This is a genomic window from Streptomyces sp. SM11, from assembly GCF_002910905.1.
Taxonomy (GTDB): domain Bacteria; phylum Actinomycetota; class Actinomycetes; order Streptomycetales; family Streptomycetaceae; genus Streptomyces.
In genome coordinates this window covers 1-21,314 of the sequence record NZ_NEUE01000053.1, presented here as the reverse complement: position 1 = coordinate 21,314, position 21,314 = coordinate 1, and the positions used below count along the sequence as shown (strand labels likewise).

Annotated in this window: 21 protein-coding genes and 3 pseudogenes; 14 read left to right on the top strand and 10 right to left on the bottom strand. The window is 72.8% G+C overall.

Annotation, left to right across the window (positions count from 1 at the left end; translation table 11 throughout):
- The first annotated feature begins 253 nt into the window (after positions 1–253).
- From B9S58_RS03265 to B9S58_RS03245, 5 genes are all read left to right on the top strand, one after another.
- Positions 254–595, top strand: coding sequence for a metalloregulator ArsR/SmtB family transcription factor (locus B9S58_RS03265; protein WP_103530635.1), 342 nt, complete (start codon positions 254–256; stop codon positions 593–595).
- A 92-nt stretch (positions 596–687) separates the two neighbouring features.
- Complete coding sequence (locus tag B9S58_RS03260) at positions 688–2,370, top strand: SulP family inorganic anion transporter (RefSeq protein WP_103530636.1); 1,683 nt, start codon at positions 688–690, stop codon at positions 2,368–2,370.
- Positions 2,367–2,810, top strand: coding sequence for an ATP-binding protein (locus B9S58_RS03255; protein ID WP_103530634.1), 444 nt, complete (start codon positions 2,367–2,369; stop codon positions 2,808–2,810). The genes B9S58_RS03260 and B9S58_RS03255 overlap by 4 nt, the downstream gene beginning before the upstream one ends.
- A 58-nt stretch (positions 2,811–2,868) precedes the next feature.
- Positions 2,869–3,090 (top strand): alkylphosphonate utilization protein, encoded by a 222-nt coding sequence (locus tag B9S58_RS03250; protein WP_097916023.1) that lies wholly within the window; start codon positions 2,869–2,871, stop codon positions 3,088–3,090.
- Between the two features lie 122 nt (positions 3,091–3,212).
- Positions 3,213–3,590 carry a helix-turn-helix transcriptional regulator gene (locus B9S58_RS03245; protein WP_181009168.1) on the top strand — a complete coding sequence of 126 codons (378 nt, stop codon included), beginning with the start codon at positions 3,213–3,215 and terminating at the stop codon, positions 3,588–3,590.
- 77 nt (positions 3,591–3,667) lie between these two features.
- Here B9S58_RS03245 and pepN read toward each other — a convergent pair whose 3' ends face one another.
- Complete coding sequence (gene pepN, locus B9S58_RS03240) at positions 3,668–6,265, bottom strand: aminopeptidase N (protein ID WP_103530632.1); 2,598 nt, start codon at positions 6,263–6,265, stop codon at positions 3,668–3,670.
- Between the two features lie 149 nt (positions 6,266–6,414).
- Here pepN and B9S58_RS38700 point away from each other — a divergent pair.
- Both B9S58_RS38700 and B9S58_RS39900 read left to right on the top strand, forming a co-directional pair.
- Positions 6,415–6,723 (top strand): annotated as a pseudogene (locus B9S58_RS38700) (hypothetical protein); the annotation flags it as partial.
- A gap of 10 nt (positions 6,724–6,733) precedes the next feature.
- Positions 6,734–7,072, top strand: a pseudogene (locus tag B9S58_RS39900) (aquaporin); the annotation flags it as partial.
- 135 nt (positions 7,073–7,207) lie between these two features.
- Here B9S58_RS39900 and B9S58_RS03230 read toward each other — a convergent pair.
- Positions 7,208–7,558, bottom strand: coding sequence for a chorismate mutase (locus B9S58_RS03230; protein ID WP_103530631.1), 351 nt, complete (start codon positions 7,556–7,558; stop codon positions 7,208–7,210).
- 25 nt (positions 7,559–7,583) lie between these two features.
- A complete protein-coding gene (locus B9S58_RS03225) occupies positions 7,584–8,468 on the bottom strand; it encodes an AraC family transcriptional regulator (RefSeq protein WP_103530630.1) in 885 nt (294 codons plus the stop codon).
- 148 nt (positions 8,469–8,616) lie between these two features.
- Between B9S58_RS03225 and B9S58_RS03220 the strand changes: the two genes are divergently transcribed.
- Positions 8,617–10,509: a beta-galactosidase family protein gene (locus tag B9S58_RS03220; protein WP_103530629.1), complete on the top strand. Its 1,893-nt coding sequence runs from the start codon at positions 8,617–8,619 to the stop codon at positions 10,507–10,509.
- A gap of 52 nt (positions 10,510–10,561) precedes the next feature.
- Here B9S58_RS03220 and B9S58_RS03215 read toward each other — a convergent pair.
- Positions 10,562–11,001: pseudogene (locus tag B9S58_RS03215) on the bottom strand (trypsin-like serine protease); the annotation flags it as partial.
- An 88-nt stretch (positions 11,002–11,089) separates the two neighbouring features.
- Here B9S58_RS03215 and B9S58_RS03210 point away from each other — a divergent pair.
- Both B9S58_RS03210 and B9S58_RS03205 read left to right on the top strand, forming a co-directional pair.
- Positions 11,090–11,992 carry a hypothetical protein gene (locus B9S58_RS03210; RefSeq protein ID WP_181009167.1) on the top strand — a complete coding sequence of 301 codons (903 nt, stop codon included), beginning with the start codon at positions 11,090–11,092 and terminating at the stop codon, positions 11,990–11,992.
- Between the two features lie 38 nt (positions 11,993–12,030).
- A complete protein-coding gene (locus B9S58_RS03205) occupies positions 12,031–12,786 on the top strand; it encodes an ankyrin repeat domain-containing protein (RefSeq protein ID WP_103530627.1) in 756 nt (251 codons plus the stop codon).
- A 3-nt stretch (positions 12,787–12,789) separates the two neighbouring features.
- Here the strand turns inward: B9S58_RS03205 and B9S58_RS03200 are convergent, their stop codons facing one another.
- The 6 genes from B9S58_RS03200 to B9S58_RS03180 all read right to left on the bottom strand — a co-directional run bounded on the left by B9S58_RS03200 (position 12,790) and on the right by B9S58_RS03180 (position 17,561).
- Positions 12,790–13,362: a GNAT family N-acetyltransferase gene (locus B9S58_RS03200; RefSeq protein WP_103530626.1), complete on the bottom strand. Its 573-nt coding sequence runs from the start codon at positions 13,360–13,362 to the stop codon at positions 12,790–12,792.
- A 495-nt stretch (positions 13,363–13,857) separates the two neighbouring features.
- Positions 13,858–15,132, bottom strand: a complete 1,275-nt coding sequence (locus B9S58_RS03195) for an MFS transporter (protein WP_103530625.1) — start codon at positions 15,130–15,132, stop codon at positions 13,858–13,860.
- 34 nt (positions 15,133–15,166) lie between these two features.
- Complete coding sequence (locus B9S58_RS03190) at positions 15,167–15,760, bottom strand: helix-turn-helix domain-containing protein (RefSeq protein ID WP_103530624.1); 594 nt, start codon at positions 15,758–15,760, stop codon at positions 15,167–15,169.
- 118 nt (positions 15,761–15,878) lie between these two features.
- The gene (locus B9S58_RS03185) at positions 15,879–16,250 is read right to left on the bottom strand and encodes a VOC family protein (RefSeq protein ID WP_258044169.1); all 372 of its coding nucleotides are present in this window, start codon (positions 16,248–16,250) and stop codon (positions 15,879–15,881) included.
- The gene (locus B9S58_RS38690) at positions 16,247–16,420 is read right to left on the bottom strand and encodes a VOC family protein (protein ID WP_258044168.1); all 174 of its coding nucleotides are present in this window, start codon (positions 16,418–16,420) and stop codon (positions 16,247–16,249) included. The genes B9S58_RS03185 and B9S58_RS38690 overlap by 4 nt, the downstream gene beginning before the upstream one ends.
- A gap of 208 nt (positions 16,421–16,628) precedes the next feature.
- Entirely contained in the window at positions 16,629–17,561 is a 933-nt protein-coding gene (locus tag B9S58_RS03180; protein ID WP_103530623.1) for an SDR family oxidoreductase, read from the bottom strand.
- Positions 17,562–17,657: 96 nt separating this feature from the next.
- On the opposite strand from B9S58_RS03180, the gene B9S58_RS03175 reads away from it, so the two are divergent.
- From B9S58_RS03175 to B9S58_RS03160, 4 genes are read left to right on the top strand one after another with little or no spacing between them, the layout of a single operon-like run.
- Positions 17,658–18,401 (top strand): enoyl-CoA hydratase family protein, encoded by a 744-nt coding sequence (locus B9S58_RS03175; RefSeq protein WP_103530622.1) that lies wholly within the window; start codon positions 17,658–17,660, stop codon positions 18,399–18,401.
- Positions 18,402–18,404: 3 nt separating this feature from the next.
- Positions 18,405–19,295, top strand: a complete 891-nt coding sequence (locus B9S58_RS03170) for a CoA transferase subunit A (RefSeq protein ID WP_181009166.1) — start codon at positions 18,405–18,407, stop codon at positions 19,293–19,295.
- A complete protein-coding gene (locus B9S58_RS03165; protein WP_103530620.1) occupies positions 19,292–20,041 on the top strand; it encodes a CoA-transferase subunit beta in 750 nt (249 codons plus the stop codon). The genes B9S58_RS03170 and B9S58_RS03165 overlap by 4 nt, the downstream gene beginning before the upstream one ends.
- The gene (locus B9S58_RS03160) at positions 20,041–21,105 is read left to right on the top strand and encodes a nitronate monooxygenase family protein (protein ID WP_103530619.1); all 1,065 of its coding nucleotides are present in this window, start codon (positions 20,041–20,043) and stop codon (positions 21,103–21,105) included. The genes B9S58_RS03165 and B9S58_RS03160 overlap by 1 nt, the downstream gene beginning before the upstream one ends.
- Positions 21,106–21,314 lie beyond the last annotated feature (209 nt).

Sequence of the window (21,314 nt, the reverse complement as noted above, 5' to 3'; positions counted from 1 at the left end):
GGGGGCAGCCGGGCCCGGGGCGTACCTGAGAGGTCTCGCCCGGGGCGTACCCGGGAGGTCTCGCCCTGGGGCGGGGCGGGTTCGAAGGGGTGGCCGGGGCGGTCCCGCCCCGGCTGTTGCCCAATGAGTGAATTGCGAAATTCTGCAATTCACTACATGCTGTGTGGGCCGTTCCGCCGCCGTGTGCGGGCGACGGCCCCCGCTCGGCTCTCCCGCCCGCGGTGGTGACGTACTGCCGAGGAGAGGCCCCGCCGTGCCGGTCCCCCTGTATCAGGCCAAGGCGGAGTTCTTCCGGATGCTCGGGCATCCGGTGCGCATCAGGGTCCTGGAGCTGCTCCAGGCGGGGCCGTTGCCGGTACGGGATCTGCTGGCCGCGATCGAGGTGGAGCCCTCGGCGCTCTCGCAGCAGCTGGCGGTGTTGCGCCGGTCCGGCATCGTCACCGCGACCCGGGAGGGCTCCACTGTGGTGTACGAGCTGGCGGGCGGTGATGTCGCCGAGCTGATGCGGGCCGCGCGGCGGATTCTGACCGGGATGCTGACCGACCGGGACGGGCTGCTCGCCGAGCTGCGGGAGGCCGAGGTGTCCGCGCGGTGAGTACGTACCCGGATACGGCGGTGGGCGGACGGGCGGCCCGGGGGCGGCGGCGGGTGCGGGCGTTGCTGCCCGTACGCGCCGACTTCGAGGCCATGGCCCGTGCTCCGCGTCGTGATCTGCTCGCCGGTCTGACGGTGGCGATCGTGGCGCTGCCTCTCGCGCTCGGTTTCGGGGTGGCGTCGGGTCTTGGCGCGGAGGCGGGGCTCGTGACCGCCGTGGTGGCGGGGGCGCTGGCCGCGGTGTTCGGTGGGTCGAACCTTCAGGTGTCGGGTCCGACCGGGGCGATGACGGTGGTCCTGGTGCCGATCGTCGCGGAGTACGGTCCGGGCGGGGTGCTGACCGTGGGGCTGATGGCGGGGGCCCTGTTGGTCGTGCTGGCGCTGCTGCGGGCGGGGCGGTCGATGCGGTATGTCCCGGCGCCGGTGGTCGAGGGGTTCACGTTCGGCATCGCGTGCGTCATCGCTCTCCAGCAGATCCCGAACGCCCTGGGGGTGGCCGCGCCGGAAGGCGACAAGGTGCTGGTGGTGGCGTGGCGGGCGGTCGGGGAGTTCGCCGGCGGCCCGAACTGGACCTCGCTCGCGATCACCGTCGGAGTGGCGGGGCTGATGCTGGCCGGGGCACGCCGGTTTCCGGGGGTGCCGTTCTCGGTGGTCGCGGTGGTCGCCGCGACGCTGGCGGCGCAGGTGTTCCACCTTGACGGGGCGGCATCGATCGGTGTGCTGCCCGCCGGTCTTCCGGCCCCTTCGCTCGGGTTCCTGGATCTGTCGGCGGTGGGTTCGCTGCTGGCTCCGGCGGTCGCGGTCGCGGCGCTGGCCGCGCTGGAGTCGCTGCTGTCGGCGACGGTGGCCGACGGGATGACGACCGGGCAGAAGCACGATGCGGAACGGGAGTTGTTCGGGCAGGGGATCGCGAATCTGGCCGTGCCGTTGTTCGGCGGGGTGCCCGCGACGGCGGCCATCGCGCGGACGGCGGTCAATGTCCGAACGGGCGCGGGTTCGCGGCTGGCGGCGCTGACGCACGCGGCGGTGCTGGCGGTGGTCGTGTTCGCGGCGGCTCCGCTGGTGTCGCGGATCCCGCTCGCCGCGCTGGCCGGGGTGCTGCTGGCCACGGCGGTCCGGATGGTCGAGGTGGGGGCGTTGCGGGCGATGGCACGGGCGACGCGTTCGGATGCGGTGGTGCTCGTGCTGACGGCGGTCGCGACGCTGGTGCTGGATCTGGTGCTGGCGGTCGTGATCGGGCTGGTGGTGGCCGGCGTCCTGGCTCTGCGCGCGGTCGCGGCCGAGGCGCGGGTGGACCGGATGGATCCGCTGGGCGGTTCGGTGTCGGAGCTGCCGGACACGGAGTCGTACGGTGACGGGGAGTTCGCCGGGCTGGCCGGGCATGTGGTGGCGTACCGGGTCGAGGGGCCGTTGTTCTTCGCCGGGGCGCACCGTTCCCTGCTGGAGCTCGCCGAGGTCTCCGGCGTACGGATGGTGATCCTGCGCATGTGCCGGGTGACCACGGTGGACGCCACCGGTGCGCTGGCGCTCAGGGACGCCGTGCACCGGCTGAACGGGCGGGGCATCGTGGTGCTGGCCTCCGGGATCCGTCCCGGTCAGCGGCGGACGCTGGAGTCGATGGGGGCGTTGGAGGTGCTGCGGCGGGAGGGGTGCGAGTACGCCACGGTGTCCGAGGCGTTCGGTGGGGCGCGGGACCGTCTGGCGGCGGCCGGGGTGGTGCGGCCCCGGTGTGGCCGGGAGGCTGCGGCGCTCCCGGCCGAGGAGCCCGCCCGATGATCACGCCACCGGGTGCGTTGCCCCACCGGCATGTGCTGACGCTGCCCGCGGTGGGGTCGGCCGTGCGCATTGCCCGGGAGACCGCCGAGCAGGTGTTGACGGAGTGGGTGGGGCGCCAGGATCCGTGCCGGGATCCGGCGCTGCTGATCCTCAGTGAGCTGGTGGCCAACAGTGTGCGGCACGCGGCGGTGCTCTCGCCGAACGTGACGGTGGTGTTCGCGGGCGGTCCTGACGCGTTCGCTTTCGGTGTGCACGACCGTCACCCGTACCGGCCGGCTCTGTTCGCCTGCGCCGGGACGGCTCCCGGGCGGGGTCTCGCCACGGTGATGGAGCTGACCCATGGTCTGGGCGGCAGCGCGGTGGTGCGGGGTGACGTGGACGAGGGCGGCAAGAGCATCTGGATCACGCTTCCGCTGCGGCGGAACGGTGGGTCTCCGTGATCGCCGAGAGATGTCCGGTGCAAGAGCTGCACCGGGTGGAGAAGGGCAGGAACGCGCCATGAGCGACATCGTCGTGAAGGACAGCAACGGGACCGTGCTGGCGGACGGTGACTCCGTGACCACGGTCAAGGATCTGAAGGTGAAGGGCACGTCGGAGACGCTCAAGCGCGGCACTCTGGTGAAGAACATCCGGCTCACCGGGCGCGCCGGTGAGATCGAGTGCAGCACGAAGAAGGTCAAGGGGCTCGTACTGCGGACCGAGTTCCTGAAGAAGGCCTGACGCGGCCGGCCGGTCCCCGGGTTCATCCTCGGGGTGCGAAGGCGCGAGGATGAACCCATGGAGAAGAGTTCTGGTCAGCTGTGGTGCGCCGGCTTCCCGGTGTGCGGAACGGGGCCCCGCCGGTGAGTGCGCCGCTGTACCGATTGAAGGCGGAGTTCTTCAAGACGCTGGGGCATCCGGTCCGGATCAGGGTGCTCGAACTACTCAGTGAACGTGAGCACGCGGTCTCGGAGATGCTGAGCGAGGTGGGGGTCGAGGCCGCCCATCTCTCGCAGCAGTTGGCCGTGCTGCGCCGCGCCGGTCTGGTGACGGCCCGGCGGGAGGGCTCGGCCGTCCACTACACGCTGGCCGACCCAGGGGTGGCGGAGCTGCTGCGGGTGGCGCGGACGATCCTGACCGGGGTGCTGGCAGGCCAGGCGGAGCTGCTCGCAGACCTTCGGACGGCGGGCGGCTCCGGGAACGACGCCCCGGACGACGGCAGCGGCAACGGCAACGGCTGATCCTCCGTACCGCCCGGTGGTCCCGTTGCGGTCGCGGGGCGGGGAACGGTCCCCGCCCCGCGACCGTGCGCGTCGGGTCAGCCGGTCGCGTCGGCGTCCGTCCGTACGGCGAGGGCGCGGCGGAGGTCGTCGAGCTGGTCGACGAGCTTGCGGCGCAGGGCGGGGATGAGGGCCGGGTCCTCCAGCGCGCGGGTGCCGGTGGCGAGGCTCTCGGGGTCGACGGCGTAGGCGGGGAAGGCGTGGCGTCCGGCGGCCTCGGCGATGGCGGGGCCCCGGCGGGCGGCGAGTGCGGTGGCTTCCGGGTAGAAGCGGGGCACGTACGCGGCGAGGAGTTCTTCCTGTCCGGGCTGCCAGAAGCCCTGGGCGGTGGCGGTGAAGAGGTAGTTGGACAGGGTGTCGTCGGTGAACAGGGCTTCCCAGGCGGTGGCCTTGGCCTCGGGGGTGGGCAGGGCGGCGCGGCAGCGGGCGGCGCCCTCGCGGCCGGTGGCGCTGGGGTCGGCCTTGAGTGCGGCGGCGATGGTGGTCTCGTCGGTGGCGCCGAGGACGGCGAGCCGGGTGAGGATGCGCCAGCGCAGTTCGGGGTCGAGCTCGGGTCCGCCGTGGACGGTGTCTTCGTCGAGCCAGCTGCGCAGGGTGTCGGGCTGGGTGGCGGCGTCGATGAAGTGGCGTACGGCGATGAGGCGCAGGCCGGGCTGTGAGCCGTCCTCGGTGCGGCGGATGAGGTCGCGGCAGAGGTCGGTGAGGGTGGCGAGGGCGGCCGGACGGTCCTCGGGGGCGACGTAGCGGGCGGTGATCTGTCCGGCGGCGAAGGTGAGGACGCCCTGGACGAGGGCGAGGTCGCTCTCGTGCGGGAGGTGGGTGCGGGCGGTCGCGAGGTAGGTGGCGGGGTTCAGGTCGCCGTCGCGGACCATGTCGCGGGCGGTGTTCCAGACGACGGCCCGGGTGAGTGCGTCGGGGATGCCGGAGAGGCCGGTCAGGACGGTGTCCCAGGAGGCGGTGTCCAGGCGGACCTTGGCGTAGGTGAGGTCTCCGTCGTTGAGGACGACGAGGGCGGGGCGGCGGCCGGGGCGGACCGTGGGCGTCCCGTCGCCGGGTACGTCGATCTCGAAGCGGTCGCGCGGAGCGAGGTGGTCGGGGCCTGCCTGGGTGTTGAGGGCGTGGTCGTAGGCGCCGACGGTGATGCGGTGGGGGCGGGAGCCGTCGCGGGTGACGGTGAGGGACCAGGACTGCCCGTTGCCCTTGCCGTTGCCGCCCGTGGCGGGCGCGGCGGGCTCGGGGGCGCCGATCCCGGCGGTGAGGGTGTCGATGCCGGTGGTACGCAGCCACTGATCGGCCCAGGCGTGGACGTCTCGGTCGGTGGCGGAGGCCAGGTTGTCGATGAAGTCGGCGAGGGTGGCGTTGGCGAACTTGTGGCGGGCGAAGTGGGTGTTGATGCCGGCCAGGAAGTCCTTCTCGCCGAGCCAGGCGACGAGCTGGCGCAGGGCGGAGGCGCCCTTGGCGTAGCTGATGCCGTCGAAGTTGAGGAGGGCCGAGGCGGTGTCGGGGACGGCGTCGGGGTCCGGGGCGACGGGGTGGGTGGAGGGGCGCTGGTCGGCGTCGTAGCCCCAGCCCTTGCGGGTGACGCCGAAGTCGACCCAGGTGTCGGGGAAGAGTGCCTCCCCTGCGGAGACGGAGTTGAGAGCTCGGGGAAGGGTCGCTTCGGTGAGCGTCTGGTAGCCCATGTACTCGGCGAAGGACTCGTTGAGCCAGATGTCGTCCCACCAGGTCAGGGTGACGAGGTCGCCGAACCACATGTGGGCCATCTCGTGGGCGATGACCACGGCGCGGGTCTGGCGCTCGGTGTCGGTGACGGCGGAGCGGTAGACGAACTCGTCGCGGAAGGTGACGAGTCCGGGGTTCTCCATGGCGCCGGCGTTGAACTCGGGGACGAAGGCCTGGTCGTAGGAGTCGAACGGGTAGGGCTCGTCGAACTTCTCGTGGTAGCGGTCGTAGCAGGCGCGGGTGATGTCGAGGATCTCGTCGGCGTCGGCGTCCAGGTACGGCGCGAGGGAGCGGCGGCAGTGGATGCCGAAGGGCAGTCCGGCGTGTTCGGTGGTGACGGAGTGCCAGGGTCCGGCGGCGACCGCGACGAGGTAGGTGGAGACGAGGGGCGTGGGGGCGATGGTCCAGTGCCCCTCCCCCGTGGGTGCGGCGACGCCGTTGCCGAGGACGGTCCAGCCTTCGGGGGCGGTGACGTCGATGGCGAAGACGGACTTGAGGTCGGGCTGGTCGAAGGCTGCGAAGACGCGCTGGACGTCTTCCATGAACAGCTGGGTGTAGACGTAGGTCTCGCCGTCGGTGGGGTCGGTGAAGCGGTGCATGCCCTCGCCGGTGCGGGAGTAGTGCATCGCGGCGTCGATGTGCAGTTCGTGGGGGCCGGCGCCGAGTCCGGTGAGGGGGTAGCGGTTGCCGTCGAGGAGGGCGGGGTCCAGGGGTTGTCCGTCGAGGCTGATCGAGCGCAGGGTGGCGGGCTTGACCTCGACGAAGGTGTCTCCGGCCGCGCGGGCGGTGAACCGGATGGCGGTGCGGGAGTCGAAGGTGTCCTCGCCGGTGGTGAGGTCGAGGGCGATCGTGTACCGCTCCACGTCGAGGATCTGGGCTCGGGTCTGCGCTTCGTCGCGCGTCAGTACGGACATGGCCCCATGCTGCCGTACGGGGTGGGGCGGGCACAGGGGGTTCTCGCTGGGCGTACGGGCGGACCGGGGGCGGGGCGGGTACCCTCCCGGGGGGCTGGTGCCGCTTACCATCTCCTCGGCGCGGCACATCGAGTACCGAGGACGTCCTCATGATGCTCACGCCTGCGTGCGATGCCCCTGCCGGCCTTCCCGACCCGGCCCTTTCCGCCTCCCCCGGCCTCGTGGTCCGTGCGGTCTGTGAGTTCGGGCTGACGGCGCTGCTGCTCCTGTCCGTCGTGACCGGCGTGCGGTGGCTCTTCGCGTCGGACGTGGTCGGGGGCGGCGGGGTTGCGTTCGCCGTGCTGGGGGCGGGTGTCGGAGCGCTGCTGGCCGTGCTCATGCTCTCCGCGCCGGGGCGGTGCTCCGGCGGGCGTGTGAATCCGGCGATCACCTTCGCCCTGTGGCGGCTCGGGATGTTCCGGGGGCAGGATGTGGTGCCTTACTGCGTCGCGCAGTTGGGTGGCTCGGTGGTGGGAACGTGGCCGGCGGGGCTCGTGTGGGGGCCTCGCGGTCTCCCGGCAGCCGGTCGGCTACGCGGCGGTGCGGCCCGATCCGGCGTGGGGCGGTGCGTCCGTGGTGGCGGCCGAGGCCGGGGTGCTGGCCGTGTCGACGCTGCTGCTCGCCGGGCTCATGGCGCGCCCGGTGGGCCGAAGACTCCTCCCGTACGCCGTCGGGCTCCTCACCGCGCTCGTCATCGCGGTGCTCGGTCCGCTGAGCGGCGGATCGGCCAATCCGGCCCGGCAGTTCGGCCCGGCTCTGCTGTCCGGGGAGGCCTGGCGGCTGTGGATGTACGTGGTCGGGCCGGTACTGGGGGCGGCGGCCGGTGCGGGGATCGGAGCGGTGCTGCGCACGGGGGTGGCCATGGGGTTCCGCGGGGGTTCGGCAGGTGGCCCTGGGGGCCGTTCAGGCCCCGGAGGCCGTAGCGCGTCGGCCGGCGCCCCCGTGTTCCGTTTCGTCGGCGATGCGCTCGTGGTGGCGGATCACCTCGGCGATGATGAAGTTCAGCAGCTTCTCGGCGAACGCCGGGTCCAGGTTCGCGCTCTGCGCCAGCTGCCGGAGCCGGGCGATCTGGCGGGTCTCGCGGGCGGGGTCGGCGGGCGGCAGTTTGTGGTCCGCCTTGAGGCGGCCGACCTGCTGGGTGGCCTTGAAGCGTTCGGCCAGCATGTGGACGACGGCGGCGTCGATGTTGTCGATGCTCTCGCGCAGCCGGTTCAGCTCGGTCTGGACGGACGCGTCGGTTTCGCTCGTACTCATGGTCAGCGAGCTTAGACCGCCGCTGTCAGGTGGTGATCGTCGGCGGGTCGTCGGGGTCGGGTACCTGGTCGCTCCAGCCGCCGGGCACGCTGCGGCCCTGCTGTTCGCGGAAGCGGACGGGGGCGGTGCCGACGCGGCGGGCGAAGAGCCGGGAGAAGTAGGCCGGGTCGTCGTAGCCGACGCGGCGGGCCACGGCGGCGACGGGGAGGTCGGTGGTGGCGAGGAGTTCCTTGGCCCGGCCGAGGCGGATGCCGAGCAGGTAGTCCTTGGGGCTGCATCCGGCGCCTCGCCTCACGGCGGTGCGCAGTTCGCCGGGGGTCATGCCGTGCCGGGAGGCGTGCTCGGCGACGGTGAGCGGCTGGTAGGCGTCGCGGGCCAGTGCCTGGAGCACGGGGTCGCCGTCGGGGCCGATGTCGGCGCGGGCGCGGCGCAGGGATACGAGGAGTTCGTGGACGGCGGCCCCGGTCTCCACCTCCAGGAGGGGGTTGCCGCGCCGGGCGGCGCGCACGATGCGGCCGATGGCGGCGCGGGCGGCCGCGGTGTCGGAGAGCGGGACGAGGGGGCGGTCGGGCTCGATGTAGCCGAGTTCGGTGTAGGTGGTGGTGGCGGGGCCGGTGAAGTCGACGAAGCTCTCGTCCCAGCCGGTGCCGGGGTCGGCGCCGTAGTGGTGGGGTGTGCCGGGGGTCAGCCAGATGAGGCTGGGGCCGGTGACGGGGGTGCGGCGGCCGTCGGGTCCCTTGAACCAGCCGGTGCCGGAGTTGACGATCACGGCGACGTGGTGGTCGAGGGTGCGGGGGCCGACGGGGGGCAGCGCGCCGTGCTGGAGGCCGACGCCGAGGCAGACGAGGCCCAGGCGGTGGTGGAGCGGGCTCGGGGTGAAGAAACGCATCCAGGTGTGGTAGGTCGGCATTCCGCTTCTTCCTTCCCGCTTCCTGGGCGTTGTGTCCAATCAGCAGCGATCTTTGTCCATGGACCCGGTGCGCGCCAGAGGTGAAGGTGGTCGGACCACTTCACCGGATGGCCGCGGGTGCGGCCGAGCACAGGAGCGTACGAGCACCATGACCGACTTCACCGTGGGGGACGACTGCTTCCGGCTCGACGGGAAGCCCGTACGGCTGCTGTCGGGCGCCCTGCACTACTTCCGGGTGCACGAGGAGCAGTGGGGGCACCGGCTCGCGATGCTCGCCGCGATGGGGCTGAACTGCGTCGAGACGTACGTACCGTGGAATCTGCATGAGCCCCGGGAGGGCGAGATCCGGGATGCCGGGGCGCTCGGCCGGTTCCTGGACGCGGCTCGGCGGGCGGGGCTGTGGGCGATCGTGCGGCCGGGTCCGTACATCTGCGCCGAGTGGGAGAACGGCGGTCTTCCGGTGTGGGTGACGGGCCGGTTCGGGCGGCGGGTGCGGACCCGGGACGCGGAGTACCGGGCGGTGGTCGAGCGGTGGTTCCGGGTGCTGCTGCCGCAGGTGGTGCAGCGGCAGGTGTCCCGGGGCGGTCCGGTGATCCTCGTGCAGGCGGAGAACGAGTACGGGAGTTACGGCAGTGACGCCGCGTATCTGGAGTGGCTGGCGGGGCTGCTGCGGCAGTGCGGGGTGACGGTTCCCCTGTTCACGTCGGACGGCCCGGAGGACCACATGCTGACCGGCGGCTCGGTGCCGGGCCTCCTCGCGACGGCGAACTTCGGTTCGGGGGCGCGGAAGGGCTTCGACGTGCTGCGCCGGCATCAGCCGAAGGGCCCGTTGATGTGCATGGAGTTCTGGTGCGGCTGGTTCGACCACTGGGGGGCCGAGCCGGTGCTGCGGGATCCGGAGCAGGCGGCCGGGGCGCTGCGGGAGATCCTGGAGTGCGGGGCCTCGGTGAACATCTACATGGCGCACGGGGGGACGAACTTCGGGGGCTGGGCGGGGGCGAACCGGTCCGGTCCCCTGCAGGACGAGTCGTTCCAGCCGACGGTGACGTCGTACGACTACGACGCGCCGGTCGACGAGTACGGGCGGGCCACGGAGAAGTTCTGGCTGTTCCGGAAGGTCCTGGAGGGTTACGCCGAGGGGCCGTTGCCCGCGTTGCCGCAGGAGCCGGCCGGGCTCGCCGCGCCGGTGCGAGTGGAGCTGGACGGGTGGGCCGGGCTCGGGGACGTGACGGAGGCGCTGGGTGATCCGGAGACGGGGTCGGGGGTGCCGCCGACGTTCGAGGAGCTGGGCGTGGACCGGGGGCTCGTGCGCTACCGGGTGACGGTTCCGGGGCCCCGCCGGGCGTATCCCCTGGGGGCCTCGGGGCTGCGGGACCGGGCGGTGGTGTACGTGGACGGGGTGCGGGCCGGGGTGCTGACCGAGGATTCCGGCACGCTGCCGGAGCCGGTGGCGGGTCCGGCGGAGGTCGAGCTGTGGGTGGAGTCGCTGGGCCGGGTCAACTACGGGCCGCGGCTGGGCGAGCCGAAGGGCGTCACGGGCGGGGTGCTGCACGAGCGGCAGTATCTGCACGGGATACGGGCCCGGGCGCTGCGGCTGGACGCCTTCGAGGCGGCGGGCGCGGTGGCGGCGGTCCCGTTCAAACCGGTGGAGTCCGCTGCGGGGGCGGGGGACGCCGGCCGGACGGGCCTGTTCCGGGGGACGTTCACCATCGAGGGGACCGCGGGTGCTTCAGGCCCTTCAGGCGTTCCCGGTGCTTCCGGTGTTCCCGGTGCTTCCGGTGCTTCCGGTGCTTCCGGCGTCGATCACGCGGGGCTCGAACTGCCGGGCTGGACGCGCGGATTCGTCTGGGTGAACGGCTTCTGCCTGGGCCGGTACTGGTCGGCGGGCCCGCAGCGGACCCTGTACGTGCCGGGTCCGGTGCTCCGTGAGGGCGCTAACGAGGTGTGGGTGCTGGAGCTGGAGGACGCGGGCGAGCCGCATGTGGAGCTGGGTCCGGGGGCACCCGTCGGTGCGGACGCCCCCGGGGTGGCTCAGTCGTGATCACCGGCCGGACGTGCGGTGATCCGGTGGCCGGCCCGGACCGGGGCCGGACGAAGTGCGAGACCTCGGTGTAGACGCCCGGGTAGTCCGGGCGGCCCCGGCCCCGGCCCCGGCCCCAGCTGACGATGCCGACCTGGATCCACTCGTCGGCGTCGTCCTTGCGGAACGTCGGGCCGCCGGAGTCGCCCTGGCAGCTGTCGACGCCTCCGGTGTCGAGGAGGCCGGCGCACAGCTCCTCGACGAGGACGAGGTCGCGGTAGGCGCCCTGGCAGTAGGCGTCGGAGACGAACGGAACGTCGGCCTTGAGCAGGTGGCGCTGCTGGCGGCCGCCCCTCGCGGTCGGCGCCCCAGCCCGCGACGGTGAAGGTGCCCTTGTCGTAGGTGCTGTCGGTGGCGATCTTCAGGGTAGGCCGGTCGATCGGCCGGGCGAGCTTGATCAGCGCCCAGTCCTTGCCGGTGCCGTGTAGCCGGGGCCTGGAGGGCCTTGGTGCTTCCCGGCCTTTTCCGACCTTTCGGGACCCGTTGCCCGGTCCGGCATAGAGTGGAGGTCCGTCGACCGTCACGGATGGGGGGTTCCGACGTGGCGAACGGCCCTCCGGGCGCACCCGTCGTCCACGGCTTTCCGCATCTGGACACGGTCCGCTCCGCCATCACCGCGCTCTACCGGCGGCTCTCCGCGGACGGCGTCCACACCTATGCCACCAGTCTCGCGCCCGCCGACGCCGCCTTCACGGACCGGGACGATCTGCACCTGGGAGCCCAGCGGGTGGCACGTTCCCTGGTCCAGCACCTCCATCTGCCCGAGGCCCGGATGATCGTCGGCTTCCGGGCGATGGAGCACGCGGCGAGCGTGGAACTCACCGCGGGCCCCGAGTACTTCATCGAGCTCAACGACCGCTTCCGCACCCATCGCAGGGACATCGGGGCGGCGCTCGCGCACGAGGTCACCCATGTGCTGCTGCACCGGCTCGGCCTGGAGTTCCCCGGCACCCGCGCCAACGAGATCCTGACCGACACGACGACGGCGTACCTCGGCGCGGGCTGGCTGCTGCTGGACGCGTTCCGGGAGGACGCCACGTCCCGCCAGAAGCTCGGCTACCTCACCCCGGAGGAGTTCGGGTACGTCCTGGCCAAGCGGGCGTTCGCCTTCGACGAGGACCCCTCCCCGTGGTTCACCAGCCCCCAGGCGTACACCGCCTACACCAGGGGGCGGGAGCAGGCGCTGCACGATCTGCGCAGACCCCCGCTGACCGCCGCCGGCTGGGCGGGCCGCCGTCGCTACGCCAAGGACCGGCGGTACGCCCAGGACCACCCCGGCACGAGCCCGGACCCGAACGCCGCATACGCGTTCGAGACCGGCGACCGGGAACCGCGCGTTTCCTTCCCGTGCCCCACCTGTCACCAGCGCATCCGGGTCCCCGTCCGGGGCCGGTTCACCGCGCGCTGCGGGCTGTGCCGGACCGTCCTGGAATGCGACACCTGAGCACGGGCGTTGTCCGCGGCCGACCGTAGGATCGAAGCATGACGAACGAGCCGATCAGGGACGAACCACGCCTGTTCGACGCGCTGCACGAGAACGAGAACGCGGTCGTCCGGGCACTGCGCGCGGGCGCGCGGGCCGAGTCGAGCGACGAGGAGGGCACGACGGCGCTGTATCTGGCGTCGGTCCAGGACCGCGTGGGAGCGGTACGCCTGCTGCTCGCCGCCGGGGCCGACCCCGACCGGGCGAGCGGCCCCGGGGCGAGCGACCTGCCGCTCTGCGGGGCGGCGTGCGGCGGGCACACCGAGGTGGTGGAGGCGCTGCTGTCCGCCGGGGCCCGGCCGGATCTGCGCGAGGAGTTCGGCTTCACGGCGCTGCGCTGGGCGGTCGGCCTGGGACACGCCGCGACGGTGGAACTGCTCCTCGCCCGTGGCGCGGACCCGCTGCTGCCGGGCCCTCGGGAGGAGGCGATGCTGGTGCTGGCGGCGCGGCGCGGGTCCCTGCGGACGGTACGGGCGCTGCTCGCGCACGGCGCGGGGGCCGAGGGGCAGGAGCCCGTGGTCGCCCTGGCGCTGGCCGAGGCGCGGCGCATCGCCGGACTCGATCCGGAACGGGAGTTGAGGCGGCAGCTGGAGGAGGCGTACGGCTCCGGCATCGAGACGGTTACGCTGCGCGACCGGAGGGGCGGCGAGGAGACGATGACGGTTCAGGTGCTCCGGGACGGGGTGCCGTCGGCGGGTGCGGACCAGCACATGAGGCACGGCGAGATCGCGGCCCTGCTGGGCGAGGCGCCGTAGTCGCTACCCTGGTCCCGGCCGGCCGCGCTCCCACGCCTCCCGGGTGAGGACGTACTCGACCTCGCCGTGCTCGGAGCCCTCGATGGTCTCCGGCCAGTCCTCGGTGTAGGCCCGCAGGAAGGTCAGCCCCGCCTTCTCCATCACGCGCCGGGATCCCGTGTTGACCGCCATGGTGTTGGCGGTGACCCGCCGGACCCCGAGGTCCGTGAACCCCTTGTGGACCAGGGCCCGCGCTCCTTCGGTGGCGTAACCGCGGCCCCAGGCGGCCCGGTTCAGCCGGTAGCCGAGCTCGGCGACGGCGGGGTCGTGATCGTCCAGCGGCCGGAGCTCCAACCAGCCCAGAAAGGCCCCGGTGTCCTTCTCCCCCGCGGCCCAGAAGCCGCGGTTTCCGGTGCACGGGTGGTCGTGGAGGAGCCTCGGCAGGGTCCGGTCCCGGATGTCCTCGGAGCTCGTCGGCCGCCCGCCGTTGATGTACCGCCCGACGGCGGGGTCGTTGTCGAGGGCGAGCAGGTCGGGGGCGTCGGCGGCCGTGACCGGGCGCAGGACGAGCCGGTCGGTCTCCAGGAAGATGCGCATACGGCGATCCTCACAGTCTGCGGCCGGGCCGCGCCACCCGATATGGCCCCGGTGTCCTGGCTCGGACACCAGCCGCAATGCAGGGCGTCCGGCCTGCTGTCCGGGCCGAGGAGGAACGGCTGCCCCGGTCGACGGTCGTGCGCGCGCAGCAGCTCGGGCAGTCGCGCGGCGGGCTTCCTCGCGAGTGGGTCGGAGAACTCCGGCCGGCGCCGTTCCGGATCGGAGAGCACACCCGCCACCCCGCAGCAACACTCTCGGTGATCATGGTGGCAACGTGGCGTCAGGACCGTACACGACGTGCACCATCACATGCGACAACACCTGAAACGGGTGGAGAAGCTCGGCCGCTGCTCCTGCCGGCTCCCCGGCCTTCCTGCCCGGAGGCTTGCGACCACGGCCTGATCCGGATGCCGTGGACGGCGAGTGACCGCCGCTCGTCGGGAGACGCCGGCCAGCCCCTGCGGTGGGCTGGCCGGCGGGCTGCGGTTGGGTTGCTCAGGTGGTCACGCCTGGCCGCTTCCGGGGCAGTTCGGCGTGCCGCACCGCGCCGGAGGCCAGGGCGATGCCCACGCCCAGGCTGGCGAAGATGCCGCAGGCAACGAACACCGGGGCGGCGCCCCAGGCTCCGATGGCGGCACCGACCAGCGGATAGCTGAGGGGGGCGAGACCGACCATGGTGAGCATGACGGCGGAGGTGACCCGGCCAAGATACGCCGGGTCCGCCGCAGTCTGTATGAGGGCGTTGTTCAGGCTGCCGAAGACGCCCGCGCATAGTCCGGTGACCGCGGCCAGCACCGCGGCGAGCCACAAGGCCGGCACCAGAGCGATCGTGGCCGCACCCGCGCAGCCCACGAGAAGCGTCCCGGCCATCATCAGGCCGGCACGCGGCAGCCAACCGGCGATCGCGATCAACGCGGCGCTGGCCGCAGCTCCTGCGCTGAAGCTGCTGACGATCAAGCCGTAGCCGGAAGGACCCCAGCCGCGTTCGGCGTTGAGGAGCACCATGCCGACGTTGAGGGTGCCGGTGAGGCCGAGTTCGCAGACGGCGCCGACGGCGACGAGCGGGCCGATGAGTCGGTGGCGGCGGATGTAGCGCAGGCCGTCGAGCAGGTCCTGCCGCGCCGTGCCGGGCTTCGGCCGCTCCGTGTCGGGTGCCCCGATGGGCCGTATCCGTATCGTCAGCAGGAGCGGCAGGGACAGGGCTATGAGCAGTCCGGCGACGGTGAAGGCGGCCGCGGGTCCACCGAGCCCCATGGCCAGACCGCCGATCGGCGGGCCCGCGATCTGGCTGAGGCGCGTCGACAGCGAGCGCATGCCGGTGACCCGGGCCAGCTGGTCGGGGGTGGTGATCCGGGGCGGGAGAGCACCGACAGCGGGTACGAACAGTGCGTCGACGGCGCCGAAGACGAGCGCCACCGTGACCAGGATCCACAAGGCCGGAGCCGTCAGCGCGATACCGGCGGCCACTGCCAGGATGAGGAGGCAGCGCAGTATGTCACTGCCGAGAATCACCCGGCGGGGGTCGAACCGGTCGGCGACCACGCCCCCACCGAGCATGAGTAACGCTCGTGGTATTGCCCCGGCAGCCATGACGAGGCCGACTTCGGCAGGGCCGCCGGCCTTCTGGGCGGACCAGGCCAGGGCGACGAAGTACACGCTGTCGCCCATGAGGGAGACGGTGTAGGCGGCGAGCCAGCGCAACACGTTGCCGTCGCGGTGAGCCGGGGTGGCGGCGTTTTCGGGCGGGACTGTCTCTGGGGTGGTGTCCATGGTGGGCTCCAAGTACGTTGGAAATTCGGCTGAGTCAGGTCCGGAAGGGAAAGCCGTACAGATGCACGGACACGTGCTCGCGGGCCTCGGTGTCGTCGGCCGCCTTGGCGGCCTTGCCGCGCTCCCGCCAGCGCCGGGCCAGCGCCTCGAGCTCGTCGCTCATCTCGGCGAATTCGGCCGGGGTGAGGTCGAGCAGCCATTCGGAGCTGAAGGCCGCGTCGGTCCACGCCTTCCCCCAGGCGGACTTCTGGTCGAGATACGTGCGGTACTGGGCGACACGGGTGTCGAAGATCCCTCTGGTCACCGCGCCGACGGCGGCGGCTCCCTCGGGCGTGTCCGCGAAGTCCGAGTCACGGAAGCCCCAGCCCTCTTCAGATGCCACCTGCCACCAGCGCTCGCGGCCGTCGGTGCCCTGGCCACTCGTCTGGGTCACGAAGCCGTGCTCAGCCAGCTTGCGCAGGTGGTAGCTGACCAGCGAGGGCGTTTCGTCGACATGGTCGGCGAGCTGAGAGGCGGTCGCGGTGCCCGCGGCGTACAGCAGCCGGTACAGCTGCATCCGCAGCGGGTTCATGAACGCCCTCAACCGTGACAGGTCGGTGATCTGCTCAGGCTCGCGCTTCGGTCGCATGCGCTCACCGTAAAGTATGAAGTGAATACTTCACAATAACCGCTTCAGAGTTGAGCAGCCGATCGTTACTTTGCGGCTGGTGTCTGAGCGAGGACTCCAGGGCCGATAGGAGCGGGCGTCAGCAGTGCGGGCCGGATCCCTGGTCCCGGGCCTGGATCAGGAACGCCGGCCCTTCCGGGCTGCGCAGCCGCACGACGCGGCGACCGCCCTCCACGGCGAGGGTGACGAGGTCCGGCCCGTGGGCGCGGGCCCGGCCGATCACGGCGTCCGGATCGTCCACCGCGAGGGCCGGCTCCCACTGCGGTGCGGAGTCGGTGGCGGTCGCACCGGTGGCGGCTTCGTGGAAGGCGGCCCGGCCGAGGGGCGCTCCCATCGTGCCGGCGTGGAACTCCCGGGCCCGCTCGGGGTCTCCGCAGGCCAGGACCGCGTGGTAGTAGGCGATGTGCGGCGGCGCCCCGGGCGGGTGGACCGGCTGGGCGAGATCGCTCACGCCGCCGATCCGACGCCCCCGGCGGAGATCTTCACGGCCCGCCGCCAGTCCTCCTCGTCCACGGCGAAGTCCCAGCCCAGCACCGTGGAGAAGAAGGCGGCGGTGCCGGACGGGTCGCGGGTCTTGAGGTCCATCCGGCAGAACTCGTTCATCGGTCCGTGCCGCGTCATCGTGCGCTCCTCAGGTGTCCTCTGCTAGATACCGGGCGCCCGTACGCGTTCGCAAGCGGGTCTCCCGCGCCGTACGCGATCGGCGGGGCGCGGTGCCGGGGCACGCGAGCCACGGCATGATCGGCGAGACACCCCCGAGCGTGCGGGCCAGGCGTCGCCCGGCAGGCGGCAGTTCGACGGCCGGACCTCGGGGGTGTCTGACGATTCCCTAGGACGCCCCGTAGACCCGCCCCGGCTCCTCCGCGTCCGCCAGCAGCCGGCGCACCGTTTCGCCCGCCTCGGCCGGGGACCTGCGCGCGCCCCGGTCGTCGGTGGGGCCGGGGCGCCAGCCCTCCATGACGGTGATGCGGCCCGCCTCGGCCTCGAAGACGCGGCCCGTCACCCCGTCGCTCGCGGCGGAGCCGAGCCAGACGACGAGGGGCGAGACGTTCGCGGGGGCCATGGCGTCGAACTTCCCCTCCCTCGGGGCCGCCATCGTCTCGGCGAAGGTCCGCTCGGTCATCCGGGTCCGGGCGGCGGGGGCGAGAGCGTTGACGTGGACCCCGTACCGGCCCAGCTCGGCCGCCGCGACCAGGGTCAGGGCGATGATTCCGGCCTTGGCGGCCGCGTAGTTGCCCTGGCCGACACTGCCGAGGAGTCCGGCGCCGGAGCTGGTGTTGATCACCCGGGCGACCGGTGGGCGGCCCACCTTGGCCTGGGCCCGCCAGTGGGCGGCGGCGTGCTTGAGGGGCAGGAAGTGGCCCCTGAGGTGGACCCGCATCACCGCGTCCCAGTCGTCCTCGTCGAGGTTGACGAGCATCCGGTCGCGCAGGAAGCCCGCGTTGTTGACCAGGGTGTCGAGGCGGCCGAAGGCCTCCACGGCGGTGGCGACCAGACGGGCCGCGCCCTCGGCGGTGGCGATGTCGCCGCCGTGGACGACGGCTTCGCCGCCCGCCGCCACGATCTCGTCGACGACCTCCCGGGCCGGGCCGGTGGAGTCCCCGCCCCCGTCCGGTCCGACACCGAGGTCGTTGACGACGACCCGCGCCCCTTCGGCGGCGAAGGCCAGCGCGTGGGCCCGGCCGAGTCCCCGCCCGGCGCCCGTGACGGCGACGACCCGGTCCGCGCAGAGTCCGGCACGGTGTGCGGTGGGTGCGGTCATCACATCTCCCTGGGTGGTGGGCCTGGTTGGCGGGCGGGGGCGGGACTGCTACCGTCCACCTAACAAATGTTTGGCGGAAAGGTAGCTGATCCTCCGATGAGTGTCTCCACCGCCCGCCCCTCGGACGGCGTCCGCGTCGTCACCGTGGACCGTCCCCCCGTCAACGCGCTTCCCGTACAGGACTGGTACGACCTGGCGGACGCCGTCCGGGCGGCGGGCCGCGACCCCGGGGTGCGCTGCGTCGTCCTGGCCGCCGCCGGGCGCGGCTTCAACGCGGGCGTCGACATCAAGGAGTTGCGGCGCGACACGGGGCACGGGGCCCTGATCGGCGCCAACCGGGGCTGCGCCGAGGCGTTCGCCGCGGTGTACGCGTGCGAGGTCCCGGTCGTCGCGGCGGTGCAGGGCTTCTGCCTGGGCGGCGGCATCGGCCTCGTCGGGAACGCCGACGCGATCGTCGCGAGCGAGGACGCGGTCTTCGGCCTGCCGGAGCTGGACCGGGGCGCGCTCGGCGCCGCGACCCACCTCGCCCGGCTGGTCCCGCAGCACCTGATGCGCACGCTGTACTACACCTCCCGCACCGTCACCGCGGCCGAACTGCTCGCCCACGGATCGGTCTGGCGGGTGGTCCCGCCCCCGGAACTCATGGATGCGGCCCTGGAGCTGGCGGACGAGATCGCCACCAAGGACGGCCATCTGCTGCGGCTGGCCAAGGCCGCCCTGAACAGCATCGACCCCGTCGACGTACAGCGCAGCTACCGCTTCGAGCAGGGGTTCACCTTCGAGGCGAACCTCGCCGGGACCGCCGCCCGGGTCCGCGACACCTTCGGCAAGGAGGCCTGAACCGTGACCACTCCCCCCCATGTGCGCGACAAGACGATGACGCCCGAGGAGGTCGTCGACCGGCTGAGCAGCGGCATGACGGTCGGGATCGGCGGCTGGGGGTCGCGCCGCAAGCCGATGGCCCTGGTCCGGGCGCTGCTCCGGTCGCCCGTCACCGATCTCACGGTGATCTCCTACGGCGGCCCGGACGTGGGGCTGCTGGCCGCGGCGGGCCGGATCGCCCGCCTGGTCACGGCGTTCGTGACGCTCGACTCCGTCCTGCTGGAGCCGCACTACCGGGCGGCCCGGCAGCGCGGGGCGTTCGCACTGACGGAGATCGACGAGGCGATGTTCATGTGGGGGCTGCACGCGGCGGCGAACCGGCTGCCGTTCCTGCCGGTCCGCGCGGGCATCGGATCGGACGTGATGCGGGTCAACCCCGAGCTGCGCACGGTGACTTCACCGTACGAGGACGGCGAGGAGTTCGTGGCGATGCCCGCCCTGCGGATGGACGCGGCACTGGTCCACCTCAACCGGGCGGACCGGCTCGGCAACGGCCAGTACCTGGGGCCCGACCCGTACTTCGACGACCTGTTCTGCGAAGCGGCGGACGCGGCGTACGTCTCCTGCGAACGCATCGTGGAGACACGGGAGCTGACCGGGAACTCCACCGCTCCGCAGACCCTCCTCGTCCAACGGCACTCCGTCACCGGTGTCGTGGAGGCGCCGGGCGGGGCGCACTTCACCTCCTGCGTACCCGACCACCCGCGCGACGAGCCGTTCCAGAGGGCGTACGCGGCCGCGGCGGCGGATCCGGACGCCTGGGCGGAGTTCGCGGCCCGCTTCCTGCCGCCGGACGGCGACGAGAAGGGCTACCGGCAAGCGGTCCGCACCTGGCGCGAGGAGCAGAAATGAACGCGTCCCTCACCGGAGGCATCACCCGTGCCGAGTACTGCGTGATCGCCTGCGCGGAGGCCTGGCGGGGCGACGGCGAGATCCTGGCCAGCCCGATGGGCGCGGTGCCGTCGGCCGGCGCGCGGCTGGCCCGGCTGACGTTCGCCACCGGCCTGCTGCTCACGGACGGCGAGGCGACGCTCGTCGGCCCGGACGGCGAGGCGGAGGGCTGGCTCCCGTACCGCAGGCATCTGGCCCTGGTGACCGGCGGGCGGCGGCACGTGATGATGGGCGCGAGCCAGATCGACCGCTTCGGCAACCAGAACATCTCCTGCATCGGCGACTGGGAACAGCCCTCCCGACAACTGCTGGGTGTACGCGGAGCACCGGTCAACACGCTGAACAATCCGGTGAGTTACTGGATCCCCCGGCACTCCCCCCGCGTCTTCGTCGAGCGCGTCGACATGGTCTGCGGAGTCGGCTACGACAGCGCGCGGGCAGCCGGCCCCTCGGCCACCCGCTTCCACCGTATCCCCCAGGTCGTCAGCGATCTCGGGGTCTTCGACTTCGCGACGCCCGACCGTTCGATGCGGCTGGCCTCGGTCCACCCCGGGGTCACCGTCGAAGCGGTCCGCGAAGCGACGGGTTTCCCGCTCACGGTCCCGGACGACGTCCCGTGCACCCGCGATCCCTCCCCCACCGAGCTCGCCCTGATCCGCGAGGTCGTCGACCCGGCCCGCACCCGGGACCGGGAGGTCAGGGCCTGATGCGCACCGCCCTGACCGACCTCGTCGGCGTCCGGCACCCGATCGTGCAGACCGGGATGGGCTGGGTGGCGGGCCCCCGCCTGGTCACCGCGACGGCTCGGGCCGGGGCGCTGGGCATCCTGGCGTCGGCGACCATGTCGCCGGACCAGCTGCGTTCGGCGGTGAGGGAGGTGAAGTCCCGGACGGACGAACCGTTCGGGGTGAATCTGCGGGCGGACGCGGGGGACGCCCGGGAGCGGGTCCGGATCATCGTCGAGGAGGGCGTGCGGGTGGCGTCGTTCGCGCTCGCCCCGTCGAAGGAGCTCATCACGGAGCTGAAGGACGCGGGCGTGGTCGTCGTCCCGTCGGTGGGGGCCCGGCGGCACGCGGAGAAGGTCGCGGCGTGGGGCGCGGACGCGGTGATCGTGCAGGGCGGCGAGGGCGGCGGCCACACCGGCGAGGTCGCCACCACGGTGCTGCTGCCCCAGGTCGTGGACGCGGTGGACATTCCGGTGGTCGCGGCGGGCGGCTTCCACGACGGCCGGGGCCTGGTGGCGGCGCTGGCGTACGGGGCGGCGGGCGTCGCGATGGGCACCCGGTTCCTGCTGACCTCGGACTCCACGGTCCCGGACGCGGTGAAGGCGCGCTACCTGGCGGCGACCGTCAGGGACATCACGCTGACGCGGGCGGTGGACGGGCTTCCGCACCGGATGCTCCGTACGGAGATGGTGGCGGAACTGGAAGGCGCGGGCCGGCTGCGCTCCCTGTACCGGGCGCTGCGCCGGGCGTCCGGTTTCCGCCGGATCTCCGGCCTGAGCCGGCCGGGCATGGTCCGCGACGGGCTGGCGATGCGGCACGGCAAGGATCTGAGCTGGAGCCAGGTGCTGCTGGCGGCGAACACCCCGATGCTGCTGAGGGCGGCCATGGTCGACGGCCGAACGGACCTCGGCATCATGGCCTCGGGCCAGGTGGCGGCCCTGATCGAGGATCTGCCGAGCGTGGCGGAGCTGGTGGCCCGGATCCTGGCCGAGGCGGAGGCGGCCCGCGCGTCCCTGGGGGCCGAATCCGGCCCGTCCGGCGCGTGAGGACTGCACCGGGCCCACGTCGGCGCGGGGCCGGGTGCCCGGCCGATACGAACAACCGGGCGGCCGTGTCCAGGCCGCCCGGCGGCATCCAGCCCGTCCGGCGTTTGAGGACAAAGCCCCTGCCTGGGGCTTTCGGGGCGCTGCCCCGGACCCCGGCCCTCAATCGCCGGACGGGCTTGAAATGACTCCGGCCCTCGTCGCCGCCGGAT